Consider the following 21,700-nt stretch of genomic DNA (forward strand, 5'->3'; position numbering starts at 1 on the left):
ATGCTGCATGCAACATGCGCCTGCTACAGGGTTTGCTCGCCGTCGTGATCCTCGGATTGATCTTCGCCGCCACTTTCGGAGGCGGTGCCTTTCTGCTGGTGCGCAATGTTCCGATGATTGTCGAGGGCTGGCAATCCCGCTCCTGGCCTGTGGCGGTGGGTGCCGTGAAAGAATCGGCGGCGCTTTCCAAGCCTATCGTGGCGTCCGGTCGGCGCGGCACCGTCGGGACGCATGTGGTGAGGCTGCGCTATGAGTTTGCAGTGGACGGTCGAACGTTCACTGGTACGCGGCAGAGTCTGGACGATGTAGGCATCATCAAGAGCGAAGAGCAGTCCCTGCGCGAAGCTGATGCGTTGCCTGCGGGAAGCCCGGTGCGCGTCTTCTACGATCCGGGCGATCCCGCCAGATCTCTCTTGACCCCAGGCGTGCCGATTGGAGGCGTGATCAGCGGCGTATTCGGTCTGCTGCTGATAGCGGGAGGCTCAGCACTCGTAGCAGTCGGCTTGCATCTACGCTCGCATCACGCGAAGCGGCGGAAGATGCGCCGCGGCTGATGCGAGAGTTCGGGGCGCTTGAGTGCGAGGCCAGACGTACGTGGTGCGACATGGCTATGTGCTGACCTGGGAGAGCAGTTCCCGTAGCAACTCCAAACCTGTCTTGCTGGGCGGTTCATCCGGGTGAAGTGCCGCCCACTCCAGAGCCAGAACCAATGGCACCCATTGTTCCAGGAAGGGTCCTTTCTGCGGCGCCTGCCATCGAGCCATGGCGTTGAAGAGTTGCAGCGGCAGTTGCACCCGTTCGACGCCGGCTGAGTCCAGGTTTGCGCACAGAGCAGGATGAGACGTGACCAGGTATTCGCGGCAGGTGATGGGTCGTTCCTCGTAGATCGAGCACGACTCCTCTTCCAGGAATGGACACGGAGCATTCAGGGCAAAGTAAGAGTCAACCTGCGCGGCATACTCTTGCGGGGTCCACTCGTCTCGAACACGCAGTCGTTCCAGCAGACCGGCTTGCTCAAGACGCTCCTTGGCGTGCGCAAAACGAGATTCAACTGTGGCGCGCCGGGGCTCTGGTAGCGCCGCAACCACATCGGCAATGCGCCGCGCCTCTACCTGCGAGATTTCAACCAGGTTCCGGCAACAAGCGCCGCAACCGCTCGCGCAGGAGACCCGCCTTCCCGATGCTTCCAACGTCCGACAGGTCTCGCCTATGACAGTGTCCGACAAGGATCGAACGAGGGGAAGTAGATCGCTCATCCTGCTCGGACCGCCGGGCACTGTGGCGCGGAATGTCAGGCGGAAGTCTCCGCCCGTCAGCGTGAAGTCGGCGGACAGCCGCTCAGAAGGGACATTGGATTCCTGATGCATGACCAGCCTCCTCACGTGGGCGACAGCGTGTGCAAGTCGCCAGAATAAGCGATCGGCGTGATGTCACGGGGATTTAAGAAGGGTGCCGGCGCTGCGCCGGCACCACGACGCCTGACGTTCGACGTAAGGGGCTGGCCGCAGGCCAGTCCCCTTGACGGAGGGGTTAGACGGCATGTGTGCCGAAGCTCGACGGCGCATGCTCAGTCGTCCATGAATTTCCAAGTGTCGGCACCATCGAGTCGGCGTACGCGGACCGCCGCAATGAGCTTGGGATCAAAGTTTCCGAGGTTGACACCGTGCTTGCAGCCAGGAGTCGGCTGCAATGGTTCCCAGTGAGTGACGCATCCACACGTCCTGCAGTGGATGGTGCGCAGCGTCTTGTCCCCCTGGATGTACTCTGCAGTTGCTTCCGGATGCCCTTGGATTTCGACGGTGCCGAACTCGAAGTAGACCCACGGCCCACCGATGCGACGGCACAAGGAACAGTTGCAGGCGGTGGCCACCTCCGGCGTAGAAGGCAATTTCATCCGAACCGCGCCGCAGTGGCAGGAGCCTTCGTGCATTTGTGCTCTCCGAGAGGGTAGGTTGTGAATGATGCCGTCTAACGAGGCTGTGCAAAAAGGTTGGCCTCGGGCCAACACAGTCGATTTCCGGGGTCCTTGACTCCTTCCGAGGCGCACGATCGTCGCTTGTAGGCCGTTCTGAGAGGTTGATTTTCTTGGCGCATCGATGTCATTGCCCCCGTTTTAGTTTTTGCACAACCTCAACGTGAAGATGACCGGACCACCAACATGAGCGGCGGAGCCGCAGCCTGCTGTTGTGGGTCCGCGTCGATTGACAAGTTAACCATCAGATTTTCCGACCGGCTGACCATCCCCGAGACCCTCGGGTTCGACCCAAACCGACTCATACGCGTCCGGCTCAACTCGGAGCGACGTGTTGATCACTTTCGCAACCCGCAACGTCCCGACGTGTTTGGCGCCCTCCAGAACCTTCAACTCCCGGCCCTCCCAAAGGCAACGGGGATAGACCTCGGGAGTGATGAGTCGGACCTGCACTAGAACGGTTTCTCCAGGGTCGACGAACTCTCGATCGACGTACGCATGAATGCCTGAAGTCTGGTAATTTTCGTGGACCTCATGCTGCGGCCGGTACCCCGAGTATTTGCGTGCATTTTCCGCCCCGCCGAATAGGTGGAACTCGCCCTCGATGTCGGGTACACGCATCTCTGATGGTTAACGAATAGCGTTTATCTGCCAGATATTCATTGAAGTGGCTCCTCCGCTCTTTGTTCTAAGTACCTGATTTATATCAGGGCACGTCCAGACAAGGCAACGGACTTTGTTGTTATCCGGCCCGCAAACCCCGCCTGTTTCCCCTGACATTCGGTTGATCGGTCAGCAAGGGCCGCCGATGGACAGGCAGTCAATATGGGTTGCGGGTCAAGCCCGCAATGACATCAAAACTCCGTCCAGCGCGTATTGCGGTTCCCCGCCTTGCTTGCTGCAAGCTGCGGCGCCGGGCGCTGCCGCACGCGAATCTTGCGCGGCGCGGCGTCGAGCAACGGCTCCAGAACTGCCGGGCTGGTCGACGAGAACGAGCGGTCGTTCTCGTCGATGCGAAAGCGCGAGACGATGTCCAGCAGCGTCCCGGCCTGGTCCTTCATCGATTCGGTCGCGGCCGCGGCTTCTTCCACCAGCGATGCGTTCTGCTGCACCACCGTGTCCATCTGCTTGACGGCCGAACTCACCTGCTTGATCTTGGAGCTCTGGTCCTGGCTGGCAGCAGCGATGTCGGCGATCAGCTTGCTGACCTTGTTCACCGACAGCACCACGCCCACCATCGTGTGGCCGGCGGCATCCACGCGCTCGGAACCGGCCTCGACCTTCTTGGCCGAGTCGGCGATGAGCGCCTTGATCTCCTTGGCCGCGGCGGCGCTGCGGTGCGCCAGGTTGCGCACTTCCGTCGCCACCACCGCGAAGCCGCGCCCCTGTTCGCCCGCGCGCGCCGCCTCGACGGCCGCATTGAGCGCCAGGATGTTGGTCTGGAAGGCAATGCCATCAATCACGCCGATGATGTCGGCAATCTTCTTGGACGAATCGAGGATCTGGTCCATCGTGTTGACCACGTCCTCGACGACGTCGTTGCCCTGCTGCGCCGTCTGCGCCGCGGACGCGGCCAACTCGCTGGCCTGCTTGGCGTTGTTGGCGTTCTGCACGACTGTGGCCGTCAGCTCCTCCATCGAGCTGGCGGCCTCTTCCAGCGTGCTGGCCTGCTCCTCGGTCCGCTGCGACAAATCCAGGTTGCCCTGCGCGATCTGCGAGCTGGTGTCGGCGACCGACTGCGCGCCCCTGGCCGTCTCTCCCACCATAGTGCGCAGGTTCCTGACCATCTCGCTCATGGCGAACAGCAGGCTGGTCTGGTCGCCTTTGTCCAGCTTCACGTCGACCGTCAGGTCGCCGGCCGCCACGTCCTTCACCACCGAACGTGCGTAAGCGGGTTCCGCGCCCAGCTGGTTGCGCAGCGAGCGAGATATGAACAGCGCAACGGCGGCGGCCCCGGCCACGCACAGCAGCGCCACCAACACGAACGCGCCGATGCTGCGGTGATAGGTGTCGGCCGCCTGCTTGGACATCTCGCGCGCCTCGTCGGCAAAGAACGCGCCGAGCTTGGAGATACCGGCGGTGTACGCGGCCTGTGCCGGCCGGGCCTTGACGAGCAGCACGACCTTGGCCTCGTCGATCCGGCCCACGTCCGCCAGATCGACGACCTCGGTCTCCGACTGCAGGAACAGCTTGCGTGCCTGGTCGATCTGCCGTAGCTGGGCCTGAGCCTCCTCGCTGGTGACGATTGCCCTGATCTGCGCGGCCAGCCGGGTTTGCTCCTCCCGGTTGTCCTTCATCGCCTTCAGCTCGTCGCGGATCTCGACGGGATCGCTCAGCAGAAACAGCGTCTGCATGTGCCGCGCCGTCCTCAGCACGGACGCTTCCCACTTGCCGGCGGCGATGACCTGGGGCACGCGATTGGTGGCCAGAAGGTCGATCTGGGCCGTCAGCGAGTTCAGGTAAGCCAGCGCCAGCCCGACCACGATGACGAGCATCGCGATCACCGCGCCGAACCCGGCCAGCAGCCGCATCGTGATGGTGGTGTTCTTGAACATGGTTGGTAACGCCTTGCTAATCGTCGTTGAAACTACAAACGCTCACGCCGTTCGCGGCACTTGGCCCGCTATGGCTTCTCATGGCTCGCCCGCCCCCGTGTCGCGCACGCGTGCGCGTCCACAAAGCTCCTCCAGGCGGCGCGGCACGTCGCCCAGTGCCAGCACTTCCTGCGCCGCGCCCAGGGCGATGGCCTGCTTCGGCATACCGAAGACAACGCTGGTCGCTTCATCCTGTGCAATCGTCCGTGCCCCGCCCTCGCGCAACTCCAGCAGCGCCTGCGAACCGTCGGCACCCATGCCGGTGAGGATCACACCGATCGCGTTGGACCCGGCAACCTCCGCCATCGAGCGAAACAGCGCGTCCACCGAAGGCCGGTGCCGGTTCAGCGGCGGGTCGTCCGTCACGCGCAGCACGTAGTTCAGGCTGCGGCGGCCCAGTCGCAGGTGGCGCCCGCCCGGGGCCACATAGGCCACGCCTTCGCAAACCTCTTCGCCGTCCTCGGCCTCCTTCACGGAGATATCGCAGATCGCGTCCAGCCTCCGCGCGAACGCGCCGGTGAAACCCGGCAGCATGTGCTGGGCGATGAGGATCGCCGGCATGTCGCCGGGCAGGCGGCTCACGATCTCGCGCAAGGCCTCGACACCGCCGGTGGACGCGCCGATGCCGATCACCGTCCCCAAGCCACTGGCGCGGTGCGCGCGGGCCGGCCGTTGCGACGCCGCACGGATGGGCGCTGCCGTGCGCAGCCGCCGCGACACATGGGCCTGCGCGGCCGCACGGATCTTCTCGGCGATCTCCGGGCCTGCGGCCTGCAATTCATCGAGCGAGCCAGGCTTGGCGAAGAAATCCACCGCCCCCAGTTCCAGCGCGCGCATCGTGGCGTCCGCGCCCTCGCGCGTGAGCGACGAGATCATCACCACCGGCAACGGCCGGGCCGCCATCAGCTTGCGCAGGAAGTCCAGCCCATTCATGCGCGGCATTTCGACGTCGAGCGTGATCACGTCCGGCGGGCTCTGGCGGATGCGCTCGATGGCGAACACCGGGTCCGACGCCACGGCCGTGAGTTCCATGTCCGGCTGCGCGGCCACCACGCGCCCCAGGAAGTTGCGCATCACGGCGGAATCGTCGATGACGAGGACCTTGATCATCGCGGTGCGTCGAAGATTTCGATTTCGCCGCCGCCGGTCGCGCCGGCCAGCCGCGCCAGGTACTCGCGCTCCTGGCGCTGCACGGCCACGTCGGCGGACTGCAGGTGCAGGCGCTTCATCTGCACCTTGCCGGTGGCCGGAAAGAAGTGAAGCTTGCGCGGCCACGTGCCCAGCAGGTCCTGCGCCTGCAGCTCGATGCCTTCCTCCTTCAGGAAGCTCACGACGAACTTGCTGTTCATCGCGCCCACGTCGAGCGTGTCGAAACCCTGCAGCACCTGGGCGCCGCCGAACACCTTGGCCACCAGCCGCCGCCGGTCGGCGCCGAGGTGGATCATTTCGTTGATCAGGAGCTCCATCGCATAGACGCCGAAGCGGGCCGGCAAGCCCCAGGGCGAAGCCGAGGACGAATGGTCGCCGGGCAGCATGAAGTGGTTCATGCCGCCGATTCGCTCGACCGGGTCCCACAGGCAGGTGGACACGCACGAACCCACCACGGTGCAGATCGATCCGTTGCCGGTGCCGGCGTAGTACTGGCCGGGCAGCACCTTGACCGAATCGACCTTGAACTCGCGATCGAAATAGCGGGCCGGGGCGAGCTGTTCGGTGGTGTCCATCACGCGGGCACGTATTCGTAGGCCGTGCGGCCGCAGGCGCGGAAAGCACGGTTCGCCGCCGGGAAGCTCTCGGCATGGCCCACGGCCAGCAGGCCGCCCGGACGCAGCAGCTGGGCGAAACGTGCGAGCAATAGCCGTTGCGCCTCGCGGTCGAAGTAGATCGCGACGTTGCGGCAGAAGATCACGTCGAACGCATCCATGGCCGGCCACGGCTGCGCCTGCAGGTTCAGCTGCCGGAACTTCACGATCCCGCGCAGTTCGGGCCGGATGTTGACCCAGCCTTCGTTCTCACCAGTGCCTCGAAGGAAATGCGCGCGCAGGCGTTCCGGCGGCAGCGCATCGGTGCGCTCGGCCGGATAGACGCCCGCATCGCCCTTCTCGAGCACATTGGTGTCGATGTCGGTCGCGAGCACATCGCCCGGGCAGCCCGCCTCGCGCAGCGTCATGGCGATGGACCAGGCTTCCTCGCCGGTGGAGCAGGCGGCCGACCAGATGCGCAACGGCCGGCGTTCGCGTTCGCGATGCTGCTGTGCGCGCACACGCAGCAGCTCGAAGTGGTGCGGCTCGCGGAAGAACGATGTGAGATTGGTCGTGAGCGCGTTGATGAATGCCTCACGTTCGTCCGCCTCGGACTGCACCGTGTCCATGTACTCGGCAAAGCTGCCCGCGCCGCGCTCGCGCAGGCGCCGCAGCAACCGGTTGTGAACCATGTAGCGCTTGTGCGGGCTGAGCTTGATGCCGGCCCACTCGGCGATCAACCGGCGTGCGAGTTCAAACTCGCGGTCGCCCAGCAGCGCAGGCGTCTCGATGCCCAGGTCGGGACGCGTGGGGCCGCCGCGGTCAATGGACATCGGGCGCGCTGTGTGGGTTGCCGTCATCGGGTGGTCTAGAACTCTTCCCACTCGCCGCCCCGCCTACGCCGCGCGCTGGGCGAACCGCCGATCGCTTTCGCATGCGCCGGCGGCAGGGACCCGACCGAGCGGGCATGGGACGGCGGCGCGGTGCGCATCGCGGCTCGCGGCGAAGGCGCCGTGGCCGCCCGATCGCCCAGGTGGAAGCTCGACACGGCGTTGAGCAGCGCAGCGGCCTGGTCCTTCATCGACTCCGTCGCCGCGCTCGCCTCTTCCACCAGCGATGCATTCTGCTGCACCACCTGCTCCATCTGCGCCACCGCGGTGTTGATCTGGCCGATGCCCTGGCTCTGTTCCTGGCTGGCGGCGGCGATCTCGGCGATGAGGTCTCTGACCTGCTTCACCGAATCGACGATCTCGCTCATCGCCTTGCCGGCCGCGTTCACCAGCTTGGAGCCCGCTTCGACCTTGCCGACCGAATCGCCGATCAGCGCCTTGATCTCCTTGGCAGCCGCTGCACTGCGCTGCGCGAGGTTGCGCACTTCCGCGGCCACCACGGCGAAGCCCCGGCCCTGCTCGCCCGCACGCGCCGCCTCGACCGCGGCGTTCAGCGCCAGGATGTTCGTCTGGAAGGCGATGCCGTCGATGACGCCGATGATGTCGCCGATGCGGCGCGACGACAGGGAAATTGCCGTCATTGTCGCCACCACCTGGCCCATCATGTCCCCGCCTTTGCGGGCGACATCGGCAGCGCCCACCGCAAGGTGGCTGGCCTGCCGCGCGTTGTCGGCGTTGTGCGCCACGGTGGAAGTCAACTCCTCCATCGAGCTGGCCGTTTCCTCCAGGGTGGTGGCTTGCTCCTCTGTGCGCTGCGACAGATCGAGATTGCCTTGCGCAATCTGCGCGCTGGTGTCGGCCACCACACGAGCGCTGTGCGCCACCTCGCTCACCAGGTTGCGCAGGTCGTCCGTCATTGCCTGCAGCCCGTCCAGCATCTTCTGGGTCTCCCCATGCGCCGAAACACCCACCCGGGCCGTCAGGTCGCCTTCGGCGACACGCCCGATCACGTGTGCGGCCGCACGGATCGAGCGCAGGATGCTCTGTCGAATCGACAGGCGCAGGTAAATTCCAGCAAGCCCGACCAGCAGCGCCCAAAGCGCCGTTGCACCCATGAGAAGGTTCGCCGGGAGAAAAAGTTGCATGCATGCCAGGCCGAGCATGGCGCCGACCAGCAGGCCGATCATGGCATTCAGTTTGGTGATGACGGAGACATGGGCGAACATGCGGACTTCAGCCTAGAACTCTTCCCATTGGCCGGCCTGCGCGCGCGACGCGCTGGTGGACGATCCGCCGATGGCCTTGGCGTACGCCGGGGGCAGCGCGGCACCGGGCCTCGCCGGCAGCGGCTGGGGTGCGCTGCGCATCACAGCGTGCGGCACCGCCGTGGCTGAGCGCTCGCCCAGGTGGAAGCTCGACACGGCGTTGAGCAGCGCGGCAGCCTGGTCCTTCATGGACTCGGTGGCGGCGCTGGCTTCCTCCACCAGCGAAGCGTTCTGCTGCACCACCTGCTCCATCTGCGCCACGGCGGTGTTGATCTGCCCGATGCCCTGGCTTTGCTCCTGGCTGGCCGCCGCGATCTCGGCGATGAGGTCGCTGACCTTCTTCACCGATGAGACGATCTCGCCCATGGTCTTGCCGGCCGCATCCACCAGCTTGGTGCCGGTCTCGACCTTGTCCAGCGAATCGCCGATGAGGGTTTTGATTTCCTTCGCGGCGGCGGCGCTACGCTGCGCCAGGTTGCGCACCTCGGCTGCGACCACCGCGAAGCCGCGGCCCTGCTCGCCCGCGCGCGCCGCTTCCACGGCGGCGTTGAGCGCGAGGATGTTGGTCTGGAAGGCGATGCCGTCGATGACGCCGATGATGTCGCCGATGCGGCGCGACGAACCGGAAATGTCGTTCATGGTCGTCACCACCTGGCCGACCACCTGGCCGCCCTTGCGTGCCACGTCCGATGCCGCGACAGCCAGGGTGCTGGCTTCGCGCGCGTTGTCCGCGTTCTGGGCCACGGTGGAAGTGAGTTGCTCCATCGAGCTCGCCGTCTCTTCCAGCGTCGTGGCCTGTTCTTCCGTGCGTTGGGACAGATCCAGATTGCCCTGGGCGATCTGGGCACTGGTTTCCGCGACCGTCTGCGCGCCTTCGACGACCTCGGCCACCAGCGTGCGGAGGCTGGAAGTCATGTTTTCGAGCGCCTTGGCCAGCCGCAGCGTATGCGCCTGGTCCAGGCCCACCGCCCGGGCCGTCAGGTCGCCTTCGGCGATCTTTTCGACCACTACCGTCGCGACCTTGAGAAGGCGGCCGTTCGCTTTCAGCATCGCAATCCGCAGGCGCAGCGTCAGGACGAGACCGACGGCCAGCAACACCAGCATGACCAGTCCCGCCCGTTGGGTCTGCGACGCCGCCTGCGCCTCTGCATTCGAGGCATGCTGGCGCCCGGCGCTTTCCACCGCGGGTGCCACGTCGGGCCACACTTCGCCCGGCCGGGCCTGGAAGCGGCGAGCTTCGTCCAGCTGCTTCACGTCCAGCCCGTGCGCAACGAGCAGCGCCCGGGCTTCGTCCAGATTCCGCGTCACTGCCTCGGGCGCCTTGCCCGCTGCGCCTTCCGGTACCGGGGCGCGCGCCGCTGCGTCCGCCGCCCGCGCGAGCGCCGACGCGGCCCCGATGTCGCGGCCGGCGCGCATGGCAGCCGCACTGCGTTCGCCGGACTTGTCCATCGTGTAGTAGGCCAGGCCCGCGAACGCGAGCACGCCGGCCATCAGCGCGCCGATCAGGCTGCTGAGGTAGAAGTCCGGAGGAAGGCTGTCGAAAAATTTTTTCATTGCATCACCGAGTCCACCAGCGCCATGTCGGAGCCGGTGAGAAGTTTTTCGATGTCGAGCATGATGAGCATTCCCTCCTCGACGTTTGCCAGGCCTGTGATGTAGCGCGTGTCGAATGTGGTCGACGCGAATTCCGGCGCCGCGCGAACCTCGTCGACGCTGAGCGACACCACGTCGGACACCGAATCGACCACCACACCGACGACGCGCGAAGCCACGTTGAGGATGATGACCACAGTGAACTCGTCGTATTTGCTGTCGGGCAGCCGGAATTTCACGCGCAGGTCGAGGATCGGGACGATCACGCCGCGCAGGTTGATCACGCCCTTGATGAATGGCGGCGCGTTGGCGATGGTGGTCGGCGCTTCATAGCCACGGATCTCCTGCACCTTCAGGATCTCGATGCCATAGCTTTCGGCACCGAGGCGGAAGGTGAGGAACTCGTTCTTGACGACATCCAGTTCCCGCTGGTCGCGAGACTGCGAAGGCGCGCGGTATCCCTGTTGTTGCATCTTGGTTTCCTAAGACATTCGGACGATGTGGTTCACATCGAGGATGAGCGAGACGGAGCCGTCGCTCATCACGGTGGCCCCCGAAATTCCGGGGACCTTGCGAAAGTTCGCTTCCAGACTCTTCACGACGACCTGCTGCTGGCCCACCACCTCGTCCACCACCAGCGCGCAGTGCGCGCCATCGGCTTCGACGATCACCGCGATCGAACGCGTCTGCGTGGACGGCGTGGGCGGCGGGAAGATGTCGGCCAGGCGCAGCACTGGCAAGTACGCCTCGCGCACCCGCAGCGTGTCGCCCTGCCCCGGCAGCGTGTGGATCTCGCCGGGCTCGACGCTGAGCGATTCGACCACGGTGGCCAGCGGCAGCACGTAGGTCGCATCACCGATGGCGACGATCATCGCTTCGATGATCGCGAGTGTGAGCGGCACGCTGACCGTGACGGTCGTGCCTTCGCCGGGAGAGGATGCGAGATCGATGTTGCCGCCCAGCGCCTTGATGTTGCGCCGCACGACGTCCATGCCCACGCCGCGCCCGGAGAGGTCCGTAACTTCGCGTGCGGTGGAGAGGCCGGGTTCGAAGACCAGTTGCCACACCTGCGCGTCCGGTGCGTCGGCTGCGATGGCGAGCCCGTTGCGCGCGGCCTGCTCCAGCAGCCGCTTGCGGTCCAGTCCGCGGCCGTCGTCGCGGACTTCGATCACGATGTTGCCGCCACGCTGGCGCGCCGCCATATGCAGCGTACCCACCGGCGGCTTGCCCGCTTCTTCGCGTTCTTGCGGCGACTCGAGGCCATGGTCGATGGCGTTGCGCACCAGGTGCGTCAGCGGATCGGAAATCTTTTCGATGAGGCCGCGGTCCACCTCGGTCGACTCGCCGGCGAACTTGAGCTCGACCCGCTTGCCGAGGCGCGCCGCAAGTTCATGCACCAGCCGCGGAAAGCGGGAGAAGGCGTTGGAGATCGGCAGCATGCGGATCGCGAGCACCGCTTCCTGCAGGTTGCGCGTGTGGCGCGCGAGGTCCGCAAGCCCACCTTCGACGAGCCGCGCGCCGGTGGCGCCGTCGTCGAGCCGGCCTGAGCGCGCCAGCATCGCCTCCGTGATCACCAGTTCGCCGACCAGGTTCACCAGCAGGTCGATCTTTTCGGTGGCGACGCGGATGTGCGCGGTATCGGGTGTGTGCAGGACGAACGGAGCCTCAATCTTTTCCGGAACCTCGCGTACCGCTGCGGCCGGCTGGAGCGCTTCGCGCTTGCGGCGGAACTCCTCCGGGTCGACGAAGAACTCGTCGCCCAGGTCCGGCCTGAGGTCGGCGTCCACGCCATTGAGCGCCGTGACTGCCGCAGCTGGTGCAATCGGTTCCACCGCAGCATCGACGTCCGGCAATTCCAGCTTGTCGATCAGGATCTGGTCGGGCGCGACCAGCAGCGACAACACGCTTTGCAAGTCCATGGCCGTGCCTTCCAGCTCGACCTCGAACCGGACCCACCCGCCTGGCGTGTTGTCCACGGCGGTGTCGGTGACCGTACCCATCTCGGCCAGGCCGCTCAGCATCATGTCGAGTTCTTCGTCCGAGATCGGCTCCTCCAGCGGGCCGAGCGCCACAGCGAAGCGACGGATCACAGGGCCCGCCGCCGCGTTCCTTGCATCGGTCCGGGGCCGGCCCAATTGTTCGCGCAGGAGCGACTCGGCCGGGCCGCTGTCCGGCGGTTCCGGCACGTCGCCGCGGTGGCACAGGGCCTGCGCGCGCACCGCATCGCCGGCCTTGAGCAGCGCACTCACGTCGCCGCGTTCCAACGGGCGCTCTTCCTTGCGCAGCAAATCCAGCAGGCTCTCTTGCAGGTGCGCGAGCGCCGCCATGTCGCCGCAGCCCAGCATCGCGGCGCTGCCCTTGATCGAGTGCACCGCGCGGAAGATGGCGTTCAGGTCTTCGAGATACGGCTGCTCCGGCTGCAGGCCCAGCAGGATGCGCTCGACGTCGGCGAGGTGATCCTGCGTCTCCTCGAAAAAGATCGCGCGGTAGGCGCTGGGGTCGACGAAGTTGCCGCCGGGACCGTACATTTGAAGGTATCCGATCAGATGAACTTGGCCACGATGTCGAGCATCCGCTGCGGATCGAACGGCTTGGCCATCCAGCCGGTGGCGCCCGCCTCGCGGCCCTTCTGCTTGAGCACCGGGTCGACTTCCGTGGACAGGACGATCAATGCGACCGCGTCGTAGTCGGACAGCGCGCGCAGCTTGCCCACCAGCGTCACGCCATCCATCACCGGCATGTTGTGGTCGGTCACCACCAAGTCGTACCGGCGCGCGCGGGCCAGCTCCAGCGCCTCCGCGCCATCGCCCGCCTCAGCCACTTCATAGCCGGCCTGCCCCAGGATGGCCGCGACCATTTTGCGCATCGAGCGCGTGTCGTCCACGACCAGAATCGACTTGGCCTTGGTCATTTGCGCTCCGTATGCTTGCGGCTGGACGGAAGGAACTTGGCGATGACTTCCAGCAGGCGGTCTTCGTCCAGCGGCTTGGTGAGGTATTCGTCGCAGCCGGCGATCGAGCCGCGCAGTTTGTCGAACGGCGAGCTGCGGCTGGTGAGCATCACCACCGCGGTCTTCTTGATGGCCTGCTTGTTCGACTTGATCAGCTTGCAGACCTGGTAGCCGTCGATGCCGGGCAGCACCACGTCCAGGAACACGCATGTGTATTCCTGCGTGGCGGACAGGCCGATGGCTTCCTCGCCGGTCTCGGCGATGTCCACCTCGAAACCGAAGGGCGCGAGCTTGGCCTGCATGAACATGCGCACCGTGGCGTTGTCGTCGACGACCAGCACGGTGTCACCCAGCATGCGCTTCGTGGTGGCTGCGTCCGGCGCCTCGTTGCGCGGCAAGGAGCGGTTCAGCGGCGCGCCCGACAAGCTGCGCCGCAGGGATGCGGCGGGCGCCGGGGGCGGCGCCACGGCAACGGGCGCCTCGTCACCACTGTTGAGCGTGTCGTCGAGCGCCTGCAGCAGCCGGGCCCACTGCAAGGGCCGCGGAAGCACCAGTCCGTCCGTGCCCTGGGGCCGCGCGCCCACGAGCACCGCGGGCAGCCCCGCGCGCTTGTGCAGTGCCTTGTATTCGCTGAACGCGGCGGCGTTGTCGGCATCGACGAGGTACACGTCCGGCGAGCGGCCCGTGCCGGGCTCGAACTGGGCGAAGCCCGGGTCGCGCCGCGCCGCCAGCGCGAAGATGCTGGTGAGCATCGATCGTTCGACGTCGTTGAAGCCGATGACGTCGACGAGGTAGTGGTCGTTGGGGGTCACGATGAATTCCTAATGGAAGTGTTCTCCATGCGTTGCAACTGCGAGAGGACGGCCTGCCCGTCGGCGGGCCGGTCGTGGGGATCCTTGGCGAGCATCGTATCGACGAGCGGCTGCCAGGCTGCGTGCGCGGACGCGAGCCGCGGCACGGGCGCCAACAGGTGCTGGCCCAGCAATTCCGCAAGCGTCTGGCCGGGGAATGGCGGCTCGCCCGCCAGCATCTGGTAGGTGCAGATGCCGAGGCTGTAGACATCCGCCGCGGGATGCGCCGGCGCACCGCCGCTTTGTTCCGGCGCGGCGTAGAGCGGCGTGCCGGTGACCGATCCCTGCGCCAGCGCTTCGTCTTCGCCGGCGCGGCGCGCGCAGCCGAAATCGGCCAGCGCCAGGCCACCGTCGGCCCGCAGCAGCATGTTGGCGGGTTTCACGTCGCGGTGCACCCAGCCATGCTCGTGGATGCGGCGCAGGGCGCGTGCAGCCTGGGACACGACGGACAGGACCATCGTGTGGCCCAGAGCGCCGCGGTGTGCCGCCATCGATCCGCCGGCCGCGTACTCCATGGCCAGGAAGTCCTGGCGGCCCGTGCGGCCGGTGTCGAACACGCGGATCACATCCGGGCCGGCCAGCGCGGCCTGGGCCTCGAACTCCACCTGAAAGCTCACGGCCGCGGCAAAGGTTCGGTCGCTACCGTTGCGCGCCAGTTTGAGCGCGACGCGGTGCATCGTGTCCAGGTGCCAGGCCAGGTAAACGGTAGACCGGCGGCCGCGGCCGATCTCGGCTTCCAGCCGGTAGCCCGCGACTTGCGGCAGGCCCGGGGTGGCGGAAGTTGTCATTGCCCCACCCGCCCCAGCGCATCCAGCAACTCGGTGGCCGACTCGAACCGTTGCGCGGGATTTTTCGCGAGCATCTTCTCCAGCACCGGCTGGTACTTGCGGTGCGCGGCGGGCAGCACCGGCACGGGTGCATTGACGTGCATCAGCAGCAGTTCCCGTGCGGTGGCCGCAAGGTACGGCTTCACGCCGGTGAACATCTCGTAAGCCACGACGCCCAGGCTGTACAGGTCGCAGCGCACGTCAACAGTCTTGCCCTGGGCCTGCTCCGGGCTCAGGTAGTACGGCGTGCCGACGATGTCGCCCGCGCCTGTGTCGGTGATGAGCATGGACATCTGCTTGGCGATGCCGAAATCGGCGATGGCCAGCGTGCCGTCCTCGCGCATCATGATGTTGTCGGGCTTCAGGTCGCGGTGGACGATGCCCGAGCGGTGGATGGCTTCGAGGCCGGCCGCGATCTGCGTCAGGAAATACAGCGCGATGCCCGGGTCCAGCGCCTGGCGCATCCGGCTGCGCAGGTCGCCCTGCGGGAAGTATTCCATGGCGATGTACGCGTTGCCGCCGGAGAAATCCTGCCGGAAGATGTGCGCCACGTTGGGGTGGTCGATCTGCGCGAGCAGCGCGAATTCCTGGATGAAGCGGTGCAGGTCCATGTCGCCGTTGGAGTCGTCCAGGCGCAAGACCTTGAGCACCTGCGGCGGGCCACCTGCCATGGGCTGGGCCAGGTAGACGGTGGCGATGCCGCCCTCGCCCAGCTTGCGCAGCAAACGGTAGTTCTCGATCAGCACATGGCCGGGACCGTGCTTGCCCGGATTGGCGGCTGCCGCCGCGGCGCGGGCCAGCTGCTGATTGCGCACCAGTGACTGGCGCAGCGCATCGTAGTGGCTGGCCGGCGTGAGCGATTTCTGGCGCGGGAACAGCCCCGTGATCTCCACCACTTCCAGGAAGGTGTCGTCCGGCAGGCCCAGCGTGCCGCCGCGGCCGGCGTCGACGCGGCTGCCCGCCGCGACGCGCGTGGACAGCGACGTGACGACGCTCCAATGCATGTCGGTGGCCACCACTTGCAGCAGGCGCGCGATCTCCACCGCCTCGCCGGTGGCGTGCACCATGCCGGTTTTCGCGCGGGGCACCACTTCTCCCACGCCCAGGTGAACGCCGATCGCGATCGACAGCGGCGGCAGGCCGGCGGAGTGCGGACGCGCCGCCACGCGGCTCGCCAGTTGCTCCGACTCGTGCACGATCAGGATGGACGCATGCAACGCGCGCTTGGCATGGACGGGCACCGTGTCCTCGGGCTTGTCCGGGAACACACACAGGATGGAATCGGGACGGCGCTGCGCGATCACCCCGCCCAGCTTCGAAACTGCGTCCGATAGCACACGGCGCACCTCGTTGACGAACGTGGTGAGCTCGGAGCCCGACATCGTTTCGCAGGTGCTGGCGAAGTTGCGCAGCCGGGCGTACATGAATGTGGCCAGCCCGGCTCGGGGCTCGTCGCGCGCGGGCATCTCGCCCTGCAGCGTGGACACGCCGAAATCTTCCAGCGGAGCCGCTTCGGTGGACGGGAACTGGGCATCCGCCTCTTCGGGCGATCGAATAGCCATGCTCACCTCAGCAAGAGCCGGTGGTGCGGGCACGCGCGTTTGTGGACGCCGGGGCCAGCGGCCCGGCCAGTAATGTTTGCTTCCATACCCAACTTGTCATCCTCGTCAGGCGGTTGTACCGGACTCGACCGCATCTGTCACGCCGTGTTACCACTGGCGAGTGCCTTTGACGCCTCCATAAGACGCGATGAATACTTACTAGCCAAGGTACGGCACGGTATCAGCCGCGCGGATGGTGCTCCGCATGCAGTTTCTTCAAACGTTCGCGAGCAACGTGCGTGTAGATGGTGGTGGTCGAAATGTCCGCATGCCCCAGCAGCATCTGAACGGCGCGCAGGTCGGCGCCGTGGTTGAGCAGATGCGTGGCAAACGCGTGGCGCAACGTATGCGGCGACAGCGGCGCCGTGATGCCGGCCGCGCGCGCCTGCTTCTTGACGATCACCCAGAACATCACGCGCGTCATGCCCTGCCCCCGCGCGGTGACGAACAGGTCGTCGGTCTGTTGGCCGCCAAGGATTTCAGGACGGGCCTCACGCAGGTAGCGGTCGATCCAGTCGCGTGCGACCTGGCCGAACGGCACCAGCCGTTCCTTGTTGCCTTTGCCGAGCACCCGAAGCACGTGCTCCGTCATGCTCACATTGAATGTCTTGAGCGACACCAGCTCGGAAACGCGCAGCCCGCTCGCGTACATCAGCTCCAGCATCGTGCGGTCGCGCAGGCCCAGCGGCGTGTCGACGTCGGGCGCGCCCAGCAACGCCTCCACCTGGCCCTCCGTCAGCGTCTTGGGGACGCGCAGCGGCTGGCGTGCCGACTCCAGGCGCAGGGTCGGATCGACCGTGACGAGCCGCTCGCGCAGCGCCCAGCGAAAATAGCGCTTGAACACCGTGAGCCGCCGGTTGGCGGTGGTCGCCTTGCTCTGCGCGTGGCGGGCCGCGAAGTAGCCGTTGAGGTCGGCCTCCGTGGTGGCGGCCAGCGTGCGGCCCTGGCCGGTGAGCCAGGCGGCGTACAGCGAGAGGTCTCGCCGGTAGGCCGACAGCGTGTTCTTCGAAAGGCCCTCTTCCAGCCACAGGGCGTCGATGAAGGCGTCGATGGCGTCTGCGCTCAATCCAGCTTCAGCTTCGCCTGGTCGACGACTTTCTTGTAGACCGCATATTCGGCCTTGATCTGCTCGCTGAACTGCTGCGGCGTGTTGCCCACGATCAGTGAACCGGTGTCCTCGATGCGCTTGCGCACCGCCGGGTCCTGCAGCACCTTGACCACCGCGTCATGGATCTTGGCGACCACTTCCGGCGGCATGCCCTTGGGGCCCAGGATGCCGTAGTAGGCCATCCGGTTCACCGGTTCCAGGCCCACTTCCTTGAAGGTCGGCACGTTCGGCAGTTCCTTCAGGCGCTGGGGCGCGGCAACGACGAGGGGCACGAGCCGGTTGTCCTTGATGAAGGGCAGTGCCGAGGGCAGGTTGTCGAAGACCATGGGCACCTGCCCCGCGACCGTGTCGTTCAAGGCCGGGCCGGCGCCGCGGTACGGGATGTGCGTGACGAAGGTACCCGAGAGGTTCTTGTACAGCTCCATCTGCAGGTGGCCGATGCCGCCCGTGCCGGAGGAGGCATACGAATAACGGCCCGGCGCACGCTTGAGTTCAGCGACGAAGGCCTTGTAGTCCTTGGCCGGGAAGCTGGGGTGCACCGCAATCACGTTGGGCGTGGCGGCGATGTTGATGATGGGCGTGAAGTCGGTGAGCGGGTTGTACGGGATCTTGGTGTTGATCGCGGGGTTGGCCGCCGTGGTCGACACCGTGGCCATGCCCAGCGAATAGCCGTCCGGCGCGGACCGGGTGGTTTCCAGCGCGCCGATCACGCCGCCGCCACCGGCCTTGTTTTCCACGATGACCGACTGGCCCAGCGCCTTGCCCAGCGGCTCGGCGATGACGCGCGCGATGATGTCCGTCGTGCCCCCGGGCGCGAAGGGCACTTGCAGCTTGATGGGTTTGTTGGGATAGCTCTGCGCCAGCGCGGGGCCAGCGGCGAAGGCCAGGGCGGCGGCGGACAGGGCAAACCATTGACGGCGTTTCATTGAAGACTCTCCTTCTGATTCGTGAGAAAGCAAAACACCCTCCATCGTATGAGCAGATTCGGCGGGCCCTCTGTGGAATCCGCTTAGGGGCTAACCCTAGAGATCACGGCCGCGCCGTTATGCTCGCGCGGTGAACTACGCCCAGCTGCTGTTTCCCGACTTCTCGCTCATCCTTTGCGGGTACCTGGTGTGCCGCCACACAGCGCTCGACCGCACGGTCTGGCAACAGGTGGAAAGCCTGGTCTACTACTTCCTCTTCCCGGTGCTGCTGTTCCAGTCGATCGTGAAAAGCCCGCTCGACCTGGGCGCCGCGTCGAGCCTTATCGCGGCCGGCCTGCTGACGGGACTTTGCGGCATCGCACTGGCCTATTCACTGCCGCACCTTCCGTGGCTGGGCAAGCGCATCGACGTGCGAGACCACGCCGCGAGCGCGCAGATCGCCTTCCGCTTCAACTCGTTCATCGCGCTGGCGCTGGCCGAGCGGCTGGCGGGTGCGCAGGGCCTGCTGCTGATCGCGGTACTGATCGGCGTTTGCGTGCCGCTGTTCAACGTCGCCGCCGTCTGGCCGATGGCGCGCCACGGCCAGACCGGCTTCGTAGGCGCGCTGGTGCGCAATCCGCTGATCATCGGCACCGGGCTGGGCCTGGCCGCGAACCTGCTGGGCCTGTCGATCCCGCCGTGGCTCGAGCCGACCGTGAGCCGCATCGGCGCCGCCTCCCTGGCGCTGGGCTTGATGGCCGCGGGCGCCGGCATGCAGTTCGGCACCCTGGCCACAGCGAAGACGCTCGCGGTCGCGGTGCTGGCGATCCGGCACCTGCTGACGCCGCTCATTGGATTCGCGCTCGCCCGCCTGTTCCGGCTGGACGCGACACAGACGGCCGTGCTGCTGGCGTTTTCGGCCCTGCCGACGGCGTCGAGCGCCTACGTTCTGGCCGCGCGCATGGGCTACAACGGCGCGTACGCCGCCGGGCTGGTCACACTGTCAACGCTCCTGGCCATGCTGAGCCTGCCGTTCGCGCTGGGCGTCTTGCGTTAAGGGGGACCACCCCCGCGAACGGGCCGGGGACGCCGGGGGCCGGTTCCGCTGCGTGTCCCCCGCCGCCCTAGGGGCGGGCTCCTCCTTTACCTCCGCGGAACCGGCCCCCGGCATCCCCGGCCCTGGTGGGTGTGCGTCGGTCGAACTCCCCGCACGCACCAGGGCTTGGGGTGGTTGGTACCCTGCACCCGCAGGTAAAGGAGGAGCCCGCCCCTAGGGCGGCGGGGGACACGGAGGGTGCAGGGTACCAGCCACCCCAAGCCCGCTCTCGCCGAAGTGCGCAATCCGCGGCCCAAGCGGCCTAAGACAAAGCCCACGCCACGTGTTCACGCACCAGATCGCTCGGGTGGTCAGCGCGAGCTTGCAAGGCGGCGCGCAACACCGCATCGTCGTGCGAACGCAGCGCGTTGCCCATGGCCACCGCCACGTTGCGGAGCCATCGTTCGTGACCGATGCGGCGGATCGGGCTGCCTTCGGTTCGCGTGAGGAAGTCCGCCTCGGTCCAGGCAAACAGTTCCACCAGCTGGCGGCCCGTCAAGCCCGTGCGCTCGTCGAAATCCGGCAGTGCGTTGCGGCGCGCGAACTTGTTCCACGGGCAGATCAGCTGGCAATCGTCGCAGCCGTAGATGCGGTTGCCGATCAATGGCCGCAGGTCTTCTGGGATGCTCCCTGCGTGCTCGATGGTGAGGTACGAGATGCAGCGGCGGGCATCGAGGCGGTAAGGCGCGATGATGGCCTGAGCCGGGCAGACTTCGATGCAGGCGCTGCAGCTGCCGCAGTGGTCGCTGGTGGGCTCGCTGGCCGGCAGGGCAAGGTCCACGTAGATCTCGCCCAGGAAGAACATCGAGCCTGCTTCCCGGTTGAGCACCAGCGTGTGCTTGCCGCGCCAGCCCTGGCCGCTGCGGGCGGCCAGCTCGGCTTCCAGCACCGGCGCGGAATCCGTGAACACGCGGTACCCGAAAGGCCCCACCTCGGCCGAGATGCGGTCGCTGAGTTTTTGCAATCGCGCCCGCAGCACCTTGTGATAATCCCGGCCGCGGGCATAGAGCGAGACGATGCCTTCTTCCGGCCGGTTCAGCCGATCGAATTCCACCGCCTGCCATCCTTCGGGGGTGGCATCCGACAAATAATCCATGCGCACGGTGATCACGCTCACCGTGCCCGGAACCAATTCCGCCGGGCGGGCTCTCTTGAGGCCATGGGTTTGCATGTAGGCCATTTCGCCGTGGAATCCGTTGGAGAGCCAGGCCGCAAGCCCCGCCTCCGCGGAAGAAAGGTCGACACCCGCGATGCCGATTTGGGAAAATCCAAGTTCGACCGCCCATTCCCGGATTTGCCGGACCAGTTGAGGACCCATCTGAGCACTGTTGAACGCCACCCGCCGATTGTAGAAACTGCCGTTCGCGCCATGGTTTTGCGCACGGAAGACGACACACGCGCCTTCGCCGCGAAGCTGGCTGCGCATCCGCAGCTGGCCAATGCCTTCATCGAACTGCACGGCGACCTGGGGGCGGGCAAGACCACGCTGGTGCGGCACCTGCTGCGCGCGCTGGGCGTGCAGGGCCGCGTGAAGAGCCCGACTTACGCCGTGGTCGAGCCGCACGAAGTGCCCGGCATGTCGATCTGGCACTTCGACTTCTTCCGCTTCAACGACCCGCGCGAATGGGAAGACGCCGGCTTTCGGGACATCTTCGCCGGGGATGGGCTGAAGCTGGCCGAATGGCCCGAGAAGGCCGAGGGGCTGCTTCCGCGCGCCGACCTGGTGATCCGCATCGAGATGCAGTCCGACGAATCGCGCAACGTCACCTTGCTTGCGCAAACGCCTTTGGGCCAGGAACTGCTGCAATGACGGCCGGCCGCGTCAATCGCCGGCACCTCCTTCGCCAAGGCGCACTGGTGCTGCTGCTCGGCACGCAGCAGATCGCGCGCGGCGCCACCGTCGTCGCGGTGCGCGTCTGGCCGGCGCCGGAGTATTCGCGCGTCACCATCGAGTCGGACGGCGCCCTCACCTCCAAGCAGATCGTCATGACCAATCCGCCGCGCCTGGCGGTCGATATCGACGGCCTCGACCTGAGCGCGGAGCTGCGCGAGCTGGTGGCCAAGGTCCGCGCCGACGACCCGTTCATCAGCGGCATCCGCATCGCCCAGCATGCGCCGGGCGTGGTGCGCATGACGATCGACCTGAAGCAGGTCGCGGTCCCGCAGGTTTTCACCTTGACCCCGGTGGCGGCCTACAAGAACCGGCTGGTGTTCGACTTCTACCCGGTCAAGACGGTGGATCCACTCGAAGCACTGATCGCCGAGCGGATGAAAGACAAGCCGATGCCCGCCCCCACCCCCGCCAC

General features: G+C 66.4%; 22 protein-coding genes. 4 read left to right on the top strand and 18 right to left on the bottom strand.

Translation table 11 applies throughout. The features are described 5' to 3' along the window. Positions 1-14 precede the first annotated feature (14 nt). Positions 15-554, top strand: a complete 540-nt coding sequence (locus tag EEB15_RS30840; protein ID WP_141513820.1) for a DUF3592 domain-containing protein — start codon at positions 15-17, stop codon at positions 552-554. A 54-nt stretch (positions 555-608) separates the two neighbouring features. Here EEB15_RS30840 and EEB15_RS30845 read toward each other — a convergent pair whose 3' ends face one another. The 17 genes from EEB15_RS30845 to EEB15_RS30925 all read right to left on the bottom strand — a co-directional run bounded on the left by EEB15_RS30845 (position 609) and on the right by EEB15_RS30925 (position 18,319). Continuing rightward, positions 609-1,367 carry a YkgJ family cysteine cluster protein gene (locus tag EEB15_RS30845; RefSeq protein WP_141513821.1) on the bottom strand — a complete coding sequence of 253 codons (759 nt, stop codon included), beginning with the start codon at positions 1,365-1,367 and terminating at the stop codon, positions 609-611. 200 nt (positions 1,368-1,567) lie between these two features. Beyond that, on the bottom strand, positions 1,568-1,930 hold the full coding sequence (locus tag EEB15_RS30850; protein WP_141513822.1) for a GFA family protein: 363 nt from the start codon (positions 1,928-1,930) through the stop codon (positions 1,568-1,570). 279 nt (positions 1,931-2,209) lie between these two features. After that, the gene (locus EEB15_RS30855) at positions 2,210-2,593 is read right to left on the bottom strand and encodes a hypothetical protein (RefSeq protein ID WP_141513823.1); all 384 of its coding nucleotides are present in this window, start codon (positions 2,591-2,593) and stop codon (positions 2,210-2,212) included. 233 nt (positions 2,594-2,826) lie between these two features. Next, positions 2,827-4,527, bottom strand: a complete 1,701-nt coding sequence (locus EEB15_RS30860; protein ID WP_141513824.1) for a methyl-accepting chemotaxis protein — start codon at positions 4,525-4,527, stop codon at positions 2,827-2,829. Positions 4,528-4,605: 78 nt separating this feature from the next. Next, positions 4,606-5,676: a chemotaxis response regulator protein-glutamate methylesterase gene (locus tag EEB15_RS30865; RefSeq protein WP_141513825.1), complete on the bottom strand. Its 1,071-nt coding sequence runs from the start codon at positions 5,674-5,676 to the stop codon at positions 4,606-4,608. After that, positions 5,673-6,290: a chemoreceptor glutamine deamidase CheD gene (gene cheD / locus EEB15_RS30870; RefSeq protein ID WP_141513826.1), complete on the bottom strand. Its 618-nt coding sequence runs from the start codon at positions 6,288-6,290 to the stop codon at positions 5,673-5,675. The genes EEB15_RS30865 and cheD overlap by 4 nt, the downstream gene beginning before the upstream one ends. Next, positions 6,290-7,141: a protein-glutamate O-methyltransferase CheR gene (locus EEB15_RS30875; RefSeq protein ID WP_141513827.1), complete on the bottom strand. Its 852-nt coding sequence runs from the start codon at positions 7,139-7,141 to the stop codon at positions 6,290-6,292. Before EEB15_RS30875 ends, cheD begins: the two co-directional genes overlap by 1 nt. Positions 7,142-7,176: 35 nt before the next feature. Further along, positions 7,177-8,424: a methyl-accepting chemotaxis protein gene (locus EEB15_RS30880; RefSeq protein WP_141513828.1), complete on the bottom strand. Its 1,248-nt coding sequence runs from the start codon at positions 8,422-8,424 to the stop codon at positions 7,177-7,179. A gap of 12 nt (positions 8,425-8,436) precedes the next feature. Continuing rightward, a complete protein-coding gene (locus tag EEB15_RS33875; RefSeq protein ID WP_158290287.1) occupies positions 8,437-10,017 on the bottom strand; it encodes a methyl-accepting chemotaxis protein in 1,581 nt (526 codons plus the stop codon). Continuing rightward, on the bottom strand, positions 10,014-10,529 hold the full coding sequence (locus EEB15_RS30890) for a chemotaxis protein CheW (protein ID WP_141513829.1): 516 nt from the start codon (positions 10,527-10,529) through the stop codon (positions 10,014-10,016). Before EEB15_RS30890 ends, EEB15_RS33875 begins: the two co-directional genes overlap by 4 nt. Before the next feature lie 9 nt (positions 10,530-10,538). Next, the gene (locus EEB15_RS30895; protein WP_141513830.1) at positions 10,539-12,584 is read right to left on the bottom strand and encodes a chemotaxis protein CheA; all 2,046 of its coding nucleotides are present in this window, start codon (positions 12,582-12,584) and stop codon (positions 10,539-10,541) included. 14 nt (positions 12,585-12,598) lie between these two features. Continuing rightward, a complete protein-coding gene (locus EEB15_RS30900; RefSeq protein ID WP_141513831.1) occupies positions 12,599-12,967 on the bottom strand; it encodes a response regulator in 369 nt (122 codons plus the stop codon). Next, positions 12,964-13,818: a response regulator gene (locus tag EEB15_RS30905; RefSeq protein ID WP_141513832.1), complete on the bottom strand. Its 855-nt coding sequence runs from the start codon at positions 13,816-13,818 to the stop codon at positions 12,964-12,966. Before EEB15_RS30905 ends, EEB15_RS30900 begins: the two co-directional genes overlap by 4 nt. Beyond that, positions 13,815-14,645, bottom strand: coding sequence for a serine/threonine-protein kinase (locus EEB15_RS30910; RefSeq protein WP_141513833.1), 831 nt, complete (start codon positions 14,643-14,645; stop codon positions 13,815-13,817). The genes EEB15_RS30905 and EEB15_RS30910 overlap by 4 nt, the downstream gene beginning before the upstream one ends. Continuing rightward, positions 14,642-16,246 carry a protein kinase gene (locus tag EEB15_RS30915; protein WP_141513834.1) on the bottom strand — a complete coding sequence of 535 codons (1,605 nt, stop codon included), beginning with the start codon at positions 16,244-16,246 and terminating at the stop codon, positions 14,642-14,644. Before EEB15_RS30915 ends, EEB15_RS30910 begins: the two co-directional genes overlap by 4 nt. A gap of 220 nt (positions 16,247-16,466) precedes the next feature. Then, the gene (gene xerD, locus EEB15_RS30920; protein ID WP_141513835.1) at positions 16,467-17,351 is read right to left on the bottom strand and encodes a site-specific tyrosine recombinase XerD; all 885 of its coding nucleotides are present in this window, start codon (positions 17,349-17,351) and stop codon (positions 16,467-16,469) included. After that, positions 17,348-18,319, bottom strand: coding sequence for a tripartite tricarboxylate transporter substrate binding protein BugE (locus EEB15_RS30925; RefSeq protein ID WP_141513836.1), 972 nt, complete (start codon positions 18,317-18,319; stop codon positions 17,348-17,350). Before EEB15_RS30925 ends, xerD begins: the two co-directional genes overlap by 4 nt. A gap of 130 nt (positions 18,320-18,449) precedes the next feature. On the opposite strand from EEB15_RS30925, the gene EEB15_RS30930 reads away from it, so the two are divergent. Then, positions 18,450-19,355 carry an AEC family transporter gene (locus EEB15_RS30930; RefSeq protein WP_141513837.1) on the top strand — a complete coding sequence of 302 codons (906 nt, stop codon included), beginning with the start codon at positions 18,450-18,452 and terminating at the stop codon, positions 19,353-19,355. A 301-nt stretch (positions 19,356-19,656) separates the two neighbouring features. Here the strand turns inward: EEB15_RS30930 and queG are convergent, their stop codons facing one another. Continuing rightward, complete coding sequence (gene queG, locus EEB15_RS34350; protein ID WP_141513838.1) at positions 19,657-20,712, bottom strand: tRNA epoxyqueuosine(34) reductase QueG; 1,056 nt, start codon at positions 20,710-20,712, stop codon at positions 19,657-19,659. 51 nt (positions 20,713-20,763) lie between these two features. On the opposite strand from queG, the gene tsaE reads away from it, so the two are divergent. Both tsaE and EEB15_RS30945 read left to right on the top strand, forming a co-directional pair. Continuing rightward, positions 20,764-21,204, top strand: a complete 441-nt coding sequence (gene tsaE / locus EEB15_RS30940) for a tRNA (adenosine(37)-N6)-threonylcarbamoyltransferase complex ATPase subunit type 1 TsaE (protein WP_233259695.1) — start codon at positions 20,764-20,766, stop codon at positions 21,202-21,204. After that, positions 21,201-21,700: AMIN domain-containing protein (locus EEB15_RS30945; protein WP_141513840.1), on the top strand; the 500-nt coding region annotated here is incomplete at its 3' end. The genes tsaE and EEB15_RS30945, both read left to right, overlap by 4 nt.

It is taken from the genome of Ramlibacter sp. WS9 (genome assembly GCF_003797765.1).
In the GTDB taxonomy this organism is placed as follows: Bacteria; Pseudomonadota; Gammaproteobacteria; order Burkholderiales; family Burkholderiaceae_C; genus Ramlibacter.